The sequence below is a fragment of the Paenibacillus sp. FSL M8-0142 genome (assembly GCF_038597315.1).
Lineage (GTDB): Bacteria > Bacillota > Bacilli > Paenibacillales > Paenibacillaceae > Paenibacillus_AQ > Paenibacillus_AQ lactis.
This window is the reverse complement of record NZ_CP152008.1, coordinates 6,616,554-6,629,681: the sequence shown is the minus strand read 5'-3', so window position 1 is coordinate 6,629,681 and position 13,128 is coordinate 6,616,554. Positions and strand designations below refer to the sequence as shown.

At 48.9% G+C, this 13,128-nt stretch carries 12 protein-coding genes and 1 pseudogene; 11 read left to right on the top strand and 2 right to left on the bottom strand.

What is annotated here, in order from left to right; all coding sequences use genetic code 11:
- Positions 1–152 precede the first annotated feature (152 nt).
- From NSQ46_RS29920 to NSQ46_RS29870, 11 genes and pseudogenes are all read left to right on the top strand, one after another.
- The gene (locus NSQ46_RS29920) at positions 153–605 is read left to right on the top strand and encodes a MerR family transcriptional regulator (protein ID WP_210094145.1); all 453 of its coding nucleotides are present in this window, start codon (positions 153–155) and stop codon (positions 603–605) included.
- 212 nt (positions 606–817) lie between these two features.
- On the top strand, positions 818–1,693 hold the full coding sequence (locus NSQ46_RS29915; RefSeq protein WP_040738332.1) for a DUF4261 domain-containing protein: 876 nt from the start codon (positions 818–820) through the stop codon (positions 1,691–1,693).
- A gap of 221 nt (positions 1,694–1,914) precedes the next feature.
- Positions 1,915–2,993: pseudogene (locus NSQ46_RS29910) on the top strand (ankyrin repeat domain-containing protein).
- 1 nt (position 2,994) lies between these two features.
- Positions 2,995–3,630 carry a hypothetical protein gene (locus NSQ46_RS29905; RefSeq protein ID WP_007129130.1) on the top strand — a complete coding sequence of 212 codons (636 nt, stop codon included), beginning with the start codon at positions 2,995–2,997 and terminating at the stop codon, positions 3,628–3,630.
- A gap of 337 nt (positions 3,631–3,967) precedes the next feature.
- Entirely contained in the window at positions 3,968–5,641 is a 1,674-nt protein-coding gene (locus NSQ46_RS29900; RefSeq protein ID WP_213616477.1) for a DUF6138 family protein, read from the top strand.
- 89 nt (positions 5,642–5,730) lie between these two features.
- A complete protein-coding gene (locus NSQ46_RS29895; RefSeq protein ID WP_007129128.1) occupies positions 5,731–6,309 on the top strand; it encodes a TMEM175 family protein in 579 nt (192 codons plus the stop codon).
- A gap of 696 nt (positions 6,310–7,005) precedes the next feature.
- Positions 7,006–7,446 (top strand): SRPBCC family protein, encoded by a 441-nt coding sequence (locus NSQ46_RS29890; protein WP_341342588.1) that lies wholly within the window; start codon positions 7,006–7,008, stop codon positions 7,444–7,446.
- Between the two features lie 153 nt (positions 7,447–7,599).
- Positions 7,600–8,271 carry a response regulator transcription factor gene (locus NSQ46_RS29885; protein ID WP_341342587.1) on the top strand — a complete coding sequence of 224 codons (672 nt, stop codon included), beginning with the start codon at positions 7,600–7,602 and terminating at the stop codon, positions 8,269–8,271.
- Positions 8,259–9,365 carry an ATP-binding protein gene (locus NSQ46_RS29880; protein WP_341342586.1) on the top strand — a complete coding sequence of 369 codons (1,107 nt, stop codon included), beginning with the start codon at positions 8,259–8,261 and terminating at the stop codon, positions 9,363–9,365. Before NSQ46_RS29885 ends, NSQ46_RS29880 begins: the two co-directional genes overlap by 13 nt.
- A gap of 50 nt (positions 9,366–9,415) precedes the next feature.
- Positions 9,416–10,891: a serine hydrolase domain-containing protein gene (locus tag NSQ46_RS29875; protein ID WP_342575852.1), complete on the top strand. Its 1,476-nt coding sequence runs from the start codon at positions 9,416–9,418 to the stop codon at positions 10,889–10,891.
- Positions 10,892–11,185: 294 nt separating this feature from the next.
- On the top strand, positions 11,186–11,731 hold the full coding sequence (locus NSQ46_RS29870; RefSeq protein WP_342575850.1) for a 50S ribosomal protein L25: 546 nt from the start codon (positions 11,186–11,188) through the stop codon (positions 11,729–11,731).
- Between the two features lie 127 nt (positions 11,732–11,858).
- On the opposite strand, the gene NSQ46_RS29865 is transcribed toward NSQ46_RS29870, so the two are convergent.
- Positions 11,859–12,224: a hypothetical protein gene (locus tag NSQ46_RS29865; RefSeq protein WP_342575848.1), complete on the bottom strand. Its 366-nt coding sequence runs from the start codon at positions 12,222–12,224 to the stop codon at positions 11,859–11,861.
- The gene (locus NSQ46_RS29860; protein ID WP_342575846.1) at positions 12,218–13,126 is read right to left on the bottom strand and encodes a pyridoxamine 5'-phosphate oxidase family protein; all 909 of its coding nucleotides are present in this window, start codon (positions 13,124–13,126) and stop codon (positions 12,218–12,220) included. The genes NSQ46_RS29865 and NSQ46_RS29860 overlap by 7 nt, the downstream gene beginning before the upstream one ends.
- Positions 13,127–13,128: the final 2 nt, after the last annotated feature.

Genomic DNA, 13,128 nt, shown 5'->3' with positions numbered 1-13,128 from the left:
TGTATTACGGCAAACGGCCGCGAGTCCCAGGGGAATCGGTACCGCCGAGCGAAGATTTCGCTTACAGCCGATTTGCATTACAATTAGCTTAGAGCCTTCGTGTTACACGAAGTCAAGCCGTCTTTCAAATTATTTTTCAGGAGGATTTCACAATGCATACGGTCAAAGAAGCTGCCCAGATAACGGGACTCACAGAGCATGCCGTGCGCTTTTACACGGATAAAGGCCTGGTGCCAAGCGTACAGCGCAATGAGAATAATATCCGGATGTTCGACGAAGAATCGATCAACTGGCTGTTTGGCGTCAAATGCCTCAAGCAATCCGGGATGCCGATTGAAGTCATTAAAAAGTACGTCGATTTATGTCTCGAAGGGGATTCAACCATTCCGCAACGCTACACACTCATGATGGAGCATAAAGAAGCGGCGCTCGCTAAGCTCGAGGAAGCCAAACGGCATGTTGCCCATTTGGAGGAAAAAACAACCCTGTATCAGGCCATTCTAGAGAACCGCTCTCCAGACACGACCAATCCCGGGAACTGGGACAGAATTCTGCACATGCATAGTGACGTGTTTTACTCGCCCTCTGTTCGTTATCCCCGTTAAACTGAACCGTACAACAAGTGACGGAGAAAAATTTATGTCCGATATAAGCTGCTTTGATAGGCATAAGGCGGAGATGGGCGTTCCGATTCAGGAAAGGCTGAGCGCCCCATAAATCCGACTTTGGAATCATTTTCCTGGGCGGACTTGCCGGAACCGTGTGGCAATCTCTATAGTAGAGGGGAACGACATACGAACGGAGTGGTAGGGGAAAAATGGAGAGCGAACGCGTGCTTCAGCAAAATTTAGACGAAAAAAGCGAGTTTCAGCGGTTGTTTCAAATGTACCTGCTGTTTGAGGAGGAAGCGGAACGGCCGAATGCCGAGGCCATCCGGATTGCGATAGAAACCCAATGCGGAAAAACGGATATCGTGTCGGGATCCGACGCGTTGTCGTCGTTTGCCGTAGAGGCGTATAAAGTAGCCTACCGGGATGGGGAAATGCCGGCTCAGGTAATGATGGCAGACGTTACGCCTTTTCAACCAGAGTCGATTACCGACATGGAGCGCACCCAGTTTTGGACAATGCCGGATGGGGAGGACGTTCTGGAACAGTGCCGTTATAAGCTGCTGATCAGCGACTTCATGGCGGCGGGGCTGGACTATAAATCGCGCAGCGCCTTGTTGGCGGATTGGCTGGAGGCTGCCGTAAGCCTGTTCCCGACCTGCAAAGCGATCTGGATTCCATCGAGCGGGAAGCTGCTGCATCCGTCCGAAATTGCGGATAATCCGTACGAAGGAGCCGCGAGGTTCTTGCAGTTCGGCATGAATATCCGCTATTTTACCATTCATGGCACCGAAGACAGCTTGGTCGATTCGCTCGGCCTCTTTGCGCTTGGACTTCCGGATGTCCAGTATCACTTTCATACCTTGGATCCAAACGACGTGTCACGGCATGCATTCAGTGTTGCAGCCTATTTGTTTGAAGCGGACGTGCCGGTGAACGACGGCGAGACGATCGCCGGCTTGCTGAACGGGGAGATGGCACCGGAGGTGCATTGGCCTTGCAGGTTCGAAATGTCGCTGATCCAGCCTGCCAGAGAAGTGATGGACGTCTGTCCAGGCGAATATGCGGCAGGAGAACGAGAATAAATTAGGCTGACGTATGACCGAGGCCTCGCGCCTGGAGTCGCGGGAGGGGCCCCGATCGAGCCGGCTGAGTATCAATTTTATACTAAACATGCCTGCAGTGTGATACGGCACGAAAATGAGCTGGCGGTACGTTTCCGCTGGCTTTTTTAATACTTTTATTTCCCGGACATGGCAACCGCCTTGGCTAGGTTAAGTTAACGGACAGATAGGAGTGGTATTGGATGATCGTTCTAAAAGATATCGGGAGGTTCGAGGAGCTGCCTGAAATTGCGATGCATATATACCAAGGGAATATTCCCGCGTTAGAAGCTGCAATTGCCGCAGGCTGGGATATTGAAGATGGCATCGTACTCAGCAAGCGCACCAAGCTAAGTCCGTTGGATCTGGCGCTTGTAACGCAGAGAATGGATGTTGTAAAGCTGCTGGTCGAGCACGGCGTCAACCTGAACGTCCATCATAATCCGGCTTTTTTGCGGGCTGTTCGCTATTGCAGGGAGGACATCGTCCGCTATATTGCAGCGCAAGGCGCCGAGATGGACAAGCTCAATAAAATCGGGTCAGGCGCCTATTCAGAGGCCTACAATGGCAACAAAAAAACATTCCGCTTATTCATGAGCTCGGATTAGATATCAAGCTGCATGGCGGTGACGTAATGCGTCAAGCCGCCTCGGACCATGACATGAAGACACTCAAGTATCTGCTCGATCAAGGGGTAGACATCAACTATAATAAACCAGATATGGTCTATCCTTATCAAGCGACTCCGTTAACCGTTGCGACGCGGATTGGGAATATGGCCATGGTCAAGTTTTTGATTGAACACGGCGCGGACGTTACGTTAGCGGAAAAGAACGGCGAGCGGCCTTATACGATTGCAGTCAGTAATAAGAATACCGTCTTGGCCGATTATTTGAAATCGCTGGAGCCGGATGAGATGCATGATATGGAAAACAAAAAATATGAGTTAAAGAAATATAAGCTAACGGATGAACTGGTCAGCTTCCTTACGGGAGACAAGCTGCGCCTTGAGCTCGCGCAAAACGAGTATGAAATCGGGCATATCGACTTTTTCACATTGACCGATACGATTGAGATGAAAGTTGGCAAGCAAAAGCTGCTGCGTCTATCAGCCGATATCGACAATTACTCCGATCTGCAGCTCGTTTGGAATCCGAAGAAAAAAGGGCTGATCGGCTGCTACGACGAGGAACATCAGACTTATGCGGATTTATGCAGCTTTACAGAGTTCCTCGCGTCGCCTGAAATGCACCTCATGAAGTTTCTTGAGGGAGAGGCGTAAAATGGAGAACCACACAAATTATTTAGTTGAGAAAACAGACTGTATTCTTTATTATGCGGAACCAAGTCTATCGAACGAACAGGGTACAGGCTGGATCGGCGGGAATGCACCGGACTTCTTTGATGATCAAGCAGACCTTATCCACGAAGGTAATCAAAAATATTATTTTTACATGTGCCTCGTCCATCCCTTTAAACCGGAGAGCATGATTTCGATCTTCATCCCAGAGGACTATGAGGAATATTTGGACAATAATGTTTATCCGAAGTGCTCGATAAAGGTGGTCGAGCATCCAATTTCAAAGGAAAGCGTTAAAGAGACGTTCACGAATCCAGGTCTCTTAAAACATGCAATTTCCGCCGGGGATATAAGCAATGACGAGAAATCCATGGATCAGTCTTTTTTGATCAAGCTAGGCGGGAATCCGAGACTTATCCAAAATAACGACTACTATTTCACGAAGCTGAAGGAGGAGTCATACTCTTTTTTATTTCAGGTAGATGAAGATGGTTACCCCGATATGCTTCTTCGAGACGACTACAGTTATCCTTTTGGTTTTGGATCTCTGTATATTTTTGCGAAGATTGGGGCGGAGGGGATACAACATCCAATAGCAGGTTTTTGGCAATTCTCATGATTTGTGGAGGGGTCGCAAAGCAATGGATCGGATCCTGGAGGATTGCTGGAAACGAAGTACGGATAAAACCCCGATGGTAAGCAAAATGGCAATCTTGTCAAAAGAACCGACCACTGACATGCGTTGCATGCGGAGGACGGTCTTTTTGTTATCCGATTTCTTGATGAATTAGTCGAATCATCAGTAACTGCAGTCATTCCTGAGTCTCGTTAGCGAGTGAATGAGCCCGGAAGGACTGAAGAAAGTGCAATATATCGGATGGAGCGGCCGTAAGTTTTTTATTTTCATAGTATGATAATGTTGAGAAAAGATGGGACAAGCGGAAAGGTGGAACACAATGAACGAGCTGCAGAAGGAAGCGCTGGAAGAGATGGAAACGGCCATTCATACATGGTTTGACGAGCAGGAGAATCGAAAGAACGCAGAGGAAGTGGTCTTGCGCACCACGCTGCAAGTAGGCATCTTTAACTCTGTCATGCTGGATTATCGGCCGGGGAGGACAAGCGTTGACAGCTTGAAACCTTTGGGGAGCGCGGCAGGCAATAAGTCGATGAGAGTTTCGCCCTTTACACGAGAGCAGATATTGCATGAGGTTCAGCCACTGCTCGTGAATATCGTACGGGAGAGGCTGAACAAGGTGGAAACGTCGCCGCTGATCGATTACCGGTTTACCTTTCAAGGAACCTTCGCGACAGCAGACGGGCTTGTCGAATTAACGGTGCTGGAAACCGAATATGAAGCGAAAAAGCAGCAGCTTCTGGAGCGAATTCATTCCTATATCGAGAAGAAACTCGAGAAGGGCACTTATCCGACAAAGCCGCTGGAAACCTTCTTTTTGGCGCGTCATCTGCTGGATCCGCATTTGTTCCCTGAACCGGAGGCCGCAAAGACAATCGCTTTATTTGACCGGATCCAAGAATTGAATAAAGGCCGGGTTGAGGCGCTTGCGGAGCATCGAAGAGATATTATTATGGCCTTGACCAGCTGGGCCGAGGATATATTCCTGCCACGCTACTATGACGTTACCCGTTCCGAATACAGGGCCAATGAGTATGTGATCAAGCCGGATGCCGTTCTTGAGAATAAGGATGAGCCGAACCAGCCTATTGACCTTCTGTTGTACGGCGGAGTAATGATTATTCGGTATGAGCCAAACTATAGCAAGATTAGAGGGCAGACTTTTCTGGAGCTGGCGGAGCAGCTTGGCAGCGGCAAAGCCTCACGTATGCTGAAACAGGGCAGCGATAGCTTCTCGCACGACGAAGTCAATATGCGCCATGAGTTGGTCGAATGCAAGGCGAACGATGTTTTTTCCCTTTTCACCATCGTTATTCGCAAGGAAGAAGCCGGGGCGTATGAGCGGGCGATATCGTTTATTCTCTCGCTGCTCCGAAAGGACTTCCCGAAAAGCTACAAAATCAAGCTAAAATCCAGCGTGAGAGAGTATTTGCCCATCAAGGGGCTGGCCAAATCGGATACGCACCGTTTTTTTGCGAATGCTCTGGCTTATTCCGAGCTGCATCCGTTATTAGAGGAGTACGCTCGTGAGGCGATGGTAGAATTCGAGTGGTATGAAGATGCGGAGGATGAAAAAAGCGTCATGCCGGGCAGTTATGCCGTGTTTGGGCTGGGGCTTTCCTCTGAGCGGTATTTTCCGCTTGTTGAAGCTTATATGGACCTTGTAGATGATGAGCATCAGCTGATGCATGACAAGTTTACAGCCGTTTTCGCCGAAACCTATGGCATTACGGAACGCTCGACGCCGACCTTGATCGCCAGTCTGCTGCGCTCCCACGATTCGTTGAAGCTGAAGATTCAGCCGGAGCTGGAGAACGAAGACAAGCTGACGCTGTTCGTGCAGCAAATAGAGACGCTGTCGGACGACGAGGCCGAGCGGGTACTGTATCCGATCTGGGGCAAGCCGGAGAAGCTGACTGCATTGGCTCGCAAGGCGCAGGGACCGCGCAAGGAGCTGCTGCTTCGTCTGCTAAAAGCGGCGGGCATAGACTGATGGCTCGGTGAAGTGACGATCTTAATAAGCAAATGGTGAGGAGAAGGTTAAGGGTCATTACTTGAAGCGAGGGGAATAGGTGAGACGCATTGAAAGCAAATCGGATGGAAGCATTCAGCGATGGGGTTCTGGCCATTATTATTACGATCATGGTGCTGGAATTCAAAGTGCCGGAAGGCCATGACTGGCATGCGCTAATCGCACTTGGCCCGAAAGTTGTTAGCTATATCTTCAGTTTCGTATATATCGGGATCTACTGGAACAATCATCATCATCTGCTGCATATGGTTCGAACCATGAACGGGAGATTGATGTGGCTCAACTTGCTGCTCCTCTTTTGGCTATCCCTTGTGCCGTTCACGACGGCGTGGATGGGGGAAAGCCATTTTGCACCTACTCCAACGGCGCTGTACGGTATTATTCTGCTCCTGGCGGCGTTCTCGTATTGGCTGCTTCAGCGCATGATCATGAACCAGCATTCCGGTGATTCCTCATTCGTTGCAGCGATGGGGAAGGACTGGAAGGGGAAACTATCACCGTTACTCTACTTGACTGCGGCCTTGACCGCTTACGTGAGTGTCTGGATATCCGGGTTCTTTTTCGTACTTGTTGCCGTGGTTTGGTTCATGCCGGATAAGCGAATCGAGCATGTCCTGAGAAGCCGCTAAGAATGGTTCTTCGTTTCATGCATGCCTGGGTTGAGGGTTTAATATGGTGGGAATGAATGGGGTATGTGGTGACTACATACTCCATTCATTTCTAATAGCACGCATATACGATTGACAGTCAGTTCCCCAAGGTATTGATAATGAAAAATGTTAGTTATCTTTAACTAACGAAAGGAGGATCCCAACAGTTCGGCTACCCTGCTCTATTTGCATCATGCGCGGTTTCCGGGTTCATTGCTTTACTGGTCTTCATGGGTTTTGTAAGACGAACCTTATTACACAGTAAGGAGGAACATGTCGGCAATATTCATGCATCAAGCTGAGCATATTTTTTTGAAGTGGGTGTTAGTTATAAATAACTAACAACAGAGTGTCGAGAAAGTCCAACGGACTTTTCGACACTCTATTTTTTATATGGGGAATCATATCTTTTAAAATAAAAATCGATTTAAAGCGCTCTGAGAACCCTACTTCAGTGACCGACGAGGCAATTTTAAACCCCCTGCAAAAAAACAGGGGGTTTCTCGACAGCCTGGTGTTAGTTATAAATAACTAACAATTTGCTGTCACGATTGCACTTGAACCTTACGCAACGTAATGATTTACATTAGAGTTACCGGTACATAGCTAGCGCAAATGAGTGGAGATGGTTCATGAAGAGACATTGGGCAAGGAAATAGAAGGGGAGGTAGGAACATGATTATAGGAGAAAATGAGCTTATTGCTTCGCGCGAGTATGATGTCCCGCAGGAACTTGTGTTTCGGGCATGGACAACCCCTGATTTATTAGCAAAGTGGTGGGGACCGAAAGGCTTCAAAAATACGTTTCACGAGTGCGATATGCGGCCGGGAGGTACGTGGAAGTTCACCATGCACGGACCGGATGGCGTGGATTATCCTAACCATAATGTCTTTGTTGAGTTTGTGCCGACAGAGCGGGTCGTGATTGATCACCTCAACGTTCACGAATTTCGGGTAACGGGTACCTTCGAAGACTTGGATGGCCGAACCAGGGTCACCTTCCGTCAACGTTTCAAGAAAAAAGAGGAGTTTGAAAAAGCGAAGCCCATCTGCATAGAAGCTAATGAACAGCAGCTTGATCGGTTGGGCAAGGTGCTGGCGGAAATGGCCGACTAGCTTTTTAGATTGAGATATACGTATACCCGAGAAGACTGCAGCTTAAGTCATGACTTTAGAATTGTCGCCGTTCACGATCCCTGTCGGGACTCGGACGGCGATTTTTGTTATGCTGGATCCAGAGAAATGGATAGGGGAGGCGGGGAGGGCAGGATGAAAAAGATACTGATCGTAGATGATGAAGCCGATCTTCGCAAACTGCTCACGGATTACTTTGAAATAAACGGGTATTTTGTGATGACGGCGAAGGATGGCAGCGAGGCGCTGCGGCAACTAGAGTATCAACCGGATCTTGTGCTGCTGGATATCAATATGCCGGAGCTTGACGGTCTGGAATTATGCAGGAGAATCCGGCATTTTGTGTCCTGTCCGATTCTGTTTCTAACCGCCCGCGACGAGGATGCGGATAAAATATCGGGATTTCAGGCCGGAGGGGATGACTATATAGCCAAGCCGTTCAGTATTCATGAGCTGGGTGCCAGGGTAGAGGCACATTTGCGCAGGGAGATGCGAAGCCAAACGAAAACGTCCGTACGATTTAGCGAAGATTTGGCCATTGATTATTCGGCTCGCGCGCTTTACATCCACGATGTACGAATTCCCTTGGCCAAAAAAGAGTTCGATATTATAGAGCTATTGTCCATGCATCCCGGAATGGTGTTCGACAAAGAGCGTATTTTTGAAAAAGTGTGGGGACTGGACGGCGAAGGCGACAGCGCCGTAATAGCGGAGCATATCCGGCGAATTCGTGTCAAATTGAAAGAGCATGGCTGCGCCGACAGGATTGAAACGGTATGGGGAGTGGGTTACAAATGGCGAAAATGATAAACTGGCTGAGCCTGAAGCGGTTCACCTTGCTGCAATCGTTCATCCTATTATGCTGCCTTACGCTCATCGCCGTTCTAGTCGTCATCACATTGGAGTTTAGATGGGCGGAAAGCATACGGTTGCGGTTTGCCGGCTATTCTTCCGTGAACAACTGGTTGCTGCCTTCCCTCGTTGCGGTTGTCCTGTTAACGGTTGCCGTCGGCATCGTCCTGATGGGCAGCTTGTTTTATCGGTGGAAACTGAAACAACCGCTTGAAATCTTGATGCAGGCATCGGAGAAAATTTCGGCGAACGATTTGGGGTTTCATATTTCTTACGACAGCCGGGATGAGATGGGGGAATTATGCCGTGTATTTGAGAACATGCGCGGTCAGTTGGAGAAGAACCACCAAACGCTTTGGCGATCGGCCGAAGAGCGAAGACAACTTAACGCTATTTTTGCCCATGATCTGAGAACACCTCTGTCCGTTCTAAAAGGATACTCTGAGTTTCTGACCGCTTACTTGCCGGAGCGCAAAATATCCGAGGAGAAACTATTGGACACGATTCAAACGATGCAGGCGCATATCGTCCGTCTTGAAAGCTTCACGGAGGCGATGAATTCCATTCAGAAGCTGGAGGATATGCCGGTACAGAGCCGCAGGATTGAAACGGATGAGCTCATCTCCTTGCTGAATGACAGCGCACGCCAAATTACCGGACGGAATGGTAAGACTTTCGGTTCATCCATTGCCGAGGAAGCGAACGAAATAACGGTCGATGTCCATTTGACGATGCAGGTTTTTGAGAATTTGATCGTAAATGCAGCGCGTTATGCCTCTAGTCACGTAAGCGTTCATTATAACGTCGGCAAGGACCACTTTTCTATAACCGTCGCGGATGACGGCGCAGGTTTTTCCGAGGTGACGCTCCGCAAGGCCGTGCTTCCTTTTTATCGCGGAGAGGTATGGGATGCGAATGAACATCACGGACTGGGGCTTTACATTTGCAAAGTTCTTTGCGAAAAGCATGAGGGGAGTCTGCAGGTAGCCAACGGCCTCCATGGCGGTGGGAGCGTAACGGCAAGTTTTTGGTACGGAGTTGATAAATAGTTGAAAAAGATCGATTAGCATTTCCTTAACATGAAATAAGGAGTGCTGGTATGAGAACCGTAGAGAAGAAAATGTGGCTAGTCTTGAGTTGTTTCCTGCTATTGATGGGCATCCTGGCCAGACCCGCTTCCGCCGTTGAAGCTCGAAGCAAAACAGAAGTCCAACAGGAGATCGATGAATACGTTAAAAAAACAATGAGCGCCAATCATATTCAGGGTGCGGCCCTTGCCATCGTTCATAACGATGAGGTGTTCTATACGCAAGGGTACGGCGCTATTTCAGAGGGCCGTGATATAAACGGCGGCACCCCGTTTCCTATTGCTTCGTTAAGCAAATCTTTTACGGCACTGGCTGTCCTTCAGCTGGCGGACAAAGGATTAATCGAGCTTGATGCGCCGTACGTTTCTTATTTTCCCGACCTCGCACCTAAGGACGAGCGCGTTCGCGATATTACCGTTCGGGATTTGCTCAACCAGACAAGCGGACTTAATGACAAGGTGAATCCCGACATGACCCGTTCGTCCCCATATCAATCGCTGCAGCAGGTTAACGAGTCGTTGAACGCGGTTCAGCTAGCGAATGATCCTGGGGCAACCTATAGCTATCACAATCCGAACTATCAATATTTGGCTTTATTGGTCGAAACAATGAGCGGACAGAACTTCTCCGATTACTTGGAGGATCATATCTTTAAGCCTCTGGGAATGAGAGATACCTTTAATGTCAGCAACACACGGCAGATCAATGAGAACTCCGCCATTCCGCGGGGACATTATATATTGCTTGGCCATCCTGTAAGCCAGTCTGAACCCTCTTGGTTCGTTGACGGACCCGCCGGTATGATTTCGACTGCCGATGATATGGCCAAGTGGATGCTCGCCCAATATAATGGCAGGCTTCTTACGCCAGAGCTGATGGAGCAGTACCACACGGCCGGACAGAAGGGACCGTATGGAATGGGGTGGCTTGCGGATGAGGATGAGCAAGGGGGCCGGAGGATTTCCCATAGCGGAATTTTATGGACGTATAAGGCGGAAGAGACGATCGATTTGGATCAGCGGCTGGGCATTGCGATGATGTTTGACTCCGGTTTAAACGCCTTTGTCGATTATTCGGCTTTTGTTGACGGAATCGCAAAGATTATGAAGGGAGAAAAGGCCGAATCGCCGATTGTCAACAGCAAAAACATGGAGACGGTTATGATTCTCCTGGTGCTTGCGACGATTGCTTGGGGGATATATAGGCTCTATCGTATCCATCGAAGCAAAAAGGCCATGACAGCCGGGAAAATGATGGTTTCATTAGCAGGAGGACTGCTCCCAGTCTTGATTCTCTTATTTCTGTCGCCGTTAGCTACATTTATTGGAGCCGGGCGAGTATTGCCTTGGTATGGACTATGGACCGCCATGTCATCGCTGATCATATGGCTGGTTGTATTATCGCTTGTGAATATAACGGTTATGGTCTGCCGACTCAGATTGTATTACCAGGTAAAGAAGTTGAAGGGAATAACCGCCTCACCTTAGGAGGCGATTCTGAGCCAGCGAAGGTGACTTTACCGGCAAACATTTGCTACAAAATTAACCCCTATACCAATATCCATCAAACTATGATATGGTAGATGAAACCCATAGGCATTCCACTCTTCGGAGTGGGGTGCCTTCGTCTGTATTTGCGGGTTTTTTACATTTAATGTATTGCGATCGATCGGATAGGATGGAGGTCTGGATGCTATGTTTCTCTATTGATCCCCGCTCAGGGGAGGTTCGACGGCTGCTATTTACAGCGCTAAGATCACTCATGTAAAGGAGAGGTAGAGCATGGCTGCATGCATTCATACAGAAAAACGTCCGCGATTAAATTCTTCGGGACTTCGTAATTTACGTCAGAAGGGGCGTTTGCCAGGGGTTGTGTTCGGTAAAAACGCCGCTAACGAAATCATTCACATTTCCACGAAACAATTTGAGAAATGGCTAAAGAGAGGGGCATCTGGCTTTATTGAGCTGCAGATGGAAGGGGACCGATCCATGACGGTGCTGCTGGAGGATCTTCAGCGGAACCCGGTAACCCGCGCCCTTGTGCATGTCGACTTTCAGCTCGTCCAGACGGGCGAGATCATTCGTACGAAGCTCGGGGTGAAATTCGTAGGGACTCCGATCGGAACCAAGTCAGGCGGCGTTGTGCAAATCCAGGACCCTTATGTTGAAGTAGAGGCTCTCCCGAAAGACCTGCCAACCACCGTTGAGCTGGACATCAGTGCGATGGAAGTTGGAGATACACGCTTCGTGAAAGACCTGATCCTGCCGCCTGAAGTGACGGTCATCTCCGGGGATAACGAGCTTCTCGTATCCGTATCGAAGCCTTAAAGCTTAATGTCTTATAATTGAGAAAACCACGCAGAGCGTGGATTCCAAAGGTAATATATTGTTGCTGGGCGAGTATCAAAATGCTAAATACGCAAAGCCAGGAAGCATCTTCCTGGCTTTGTCTTTGTTAGAGAACGATCGGCAAGAAACCGTCTTTTACATATTGACCGAAAGGAATATGCCCACCCGAACCCTCGTTACCGATCAACGGGATGCCAGCGTTCTCGATTTGCTCCGCCACCTCGAAAAATCCCGAGCAAGCTTGACAACCTCCTTTAATGATTCCGGATTTCATCACTTGCTTGAACAAAGCGTGAAATGGGTGCTCCGGCTTGCCGAACTCATCGGGCCACTGCGTCCCTAACCCGTCAAATACGATTTCAACCTCGCAGCCTGCTTCGTAAAGCTCTTGCCCGTACAAAAGTCCATGAACCGCCTTGCCGACATCCTGTTGGTTCGCATGAATCACAATCAGAAACTTTTCCGCTACCATCGTTCTTCCTCCTTGTTTTCGATTACCCAAACTCGATTTGTACCATTTTCGGTATAAAGCACCTCGTCGATCTCGAACCGTACCAACCGCTCCGCACCTGGAAAGCGGGATATTTCGTTATCTTCCCATATGATTTCCGAGCGCCCCGTCAGTTGCAAGTAATGCCCGTTATCGAAATCGACGAATAATAAACCGGTACTTGGGTTGCAGTAGATGTTGCCTAACGTATTGAACATGGAATTGCCGTAATAATCGGGAAAAAGAAGCGTGCGTTCGTCAAGCGTCTTTACAAAACCCGGCGGCCCTCCCCGATGCGAAGCGTCGGCATTCCCTTCCGGGCCGATACTGCCGATGAAAAAAGTGTCCGCATTCCGAATCTGCGCCGATTGCACGGCATTGAGCTCCGAACTGCGCTCAGCTAATTTAGGAACTCTCCGGGAATCGGCTTCGAACAACGCTGTTCTTCTTTGAATGTATTTCGGACAATTGCCGTAAACTTGTTCGATGTTGATAACTAGCCGATGATCGCTGTCAACTACGGCCTGGCCGTTCATTCTTAATCTCGATTTCTTGTAGAGGTCGATCGCTAGCAATCCGAGATTCGAATGGCCCCCTAAGTGATGAATCAGGGGATCTCCTTCCACGGGAACGGCGTCGATCACCAAAGTGACTTCGTCTAACAGCTCGATAAATCCGGGGCTGCCGGTTAACAGCGAACACCAGACTTTCCCGTTCTTGTCAATGGAAGAAGCGATGATTAGCGTCTGCTTTGATAAAAAAACCGCCGCTCCCTTAGGAAATCTGCTCTTGATCATTCTTCCGTTCTGCTCTGCGATCGCCTCGACGCCTGCTAATCTTTGTACGGCCAATTCACCGGGATGGTACACATTGTCGCTGGACATGC

Excerpts from the sequence above, each read along its gene's own strand:
- NSQ46_RS29920 (WP_210094145.1), top strand. The coding sequence starts at position 153 with ATGCATACGGTCAAAGAAGCTGCCCAGATAACGGGACTCACAGAGCAT.
- NSQ46_RS29915 (WP_040738332.1), top strand. The coding sequence starts at position 818 with ATGGAGAGCGAACGCGTGCTTCAGCAAAATTTAGACGAAAAAAGCGAG.
- NSQ46_RS29905 (WP_007129130.1), top strand. The coding sequence starts at position 2,995 with ATGGAGAACCACACAAATTATTTAGTTGAGAAAACAGACTGTATTCTT.
- NSQ46_RS29900 (WP_213616477.1), top strand. The coding sequence starts at position 3,968 with ATGAACGAGCTGCAGAAGGAAGCGCTGGAAGAGATGGAAACGGCCATT.
- NSQ46_RS29890 (WP_341342588.1), top strand. The coding sequence starts at position 7,006 with ATGATTATAGGAGAAAATGAGCTTATTGCTTCGCGCGAGTATGATGTC.
- NSQ46_RS29885 (WP_341342587.1), top strand. The coding sequence starts at position 7,600 with ATGAAAAAGATACTGATCGTAGATGATGAAGCCGATCTTCGCAAACTG.
- NSQ46_RS29880 (WP_341342586.1), top strand. The coding sequence starts at position 8,259 with ATGGCGAAAATGATAAACTGGCTGAGCCTGAAGCGGTTCACCTTGCTG.
- NSQ46_RS29875 (WP_342575852.1), top strand. The coding sequence starts at position 9,416 with ATGAGAACCGTAGAGAAGAAAATGTGGCTAGTCTTGAGTTGTTTCCTG.
- NSQ46_RS29870 (WP_342575850.1), top strand. The coding sequence starts at position 11,186 with ATGGCTGCATGCATTCATACAGAAAAACGTCCGCGATTAAATTCTTCG.
- NSQ46_RS29865 (WP_342575848.1), bottom strand. The coding sequence starts at position 12,224 with ATGGTAGCGGAAAAGTTTCTGATTGTGATTCATGCGAACCAACAGGAT.
- NSQ46_RS29860 (WP_342575846.1), bottom strand. The coding sequence starts at position 13,126 with ATGTCCAGCGACAATGTGTACCATCCCGGTGAATTGGCCGTACAAAGA.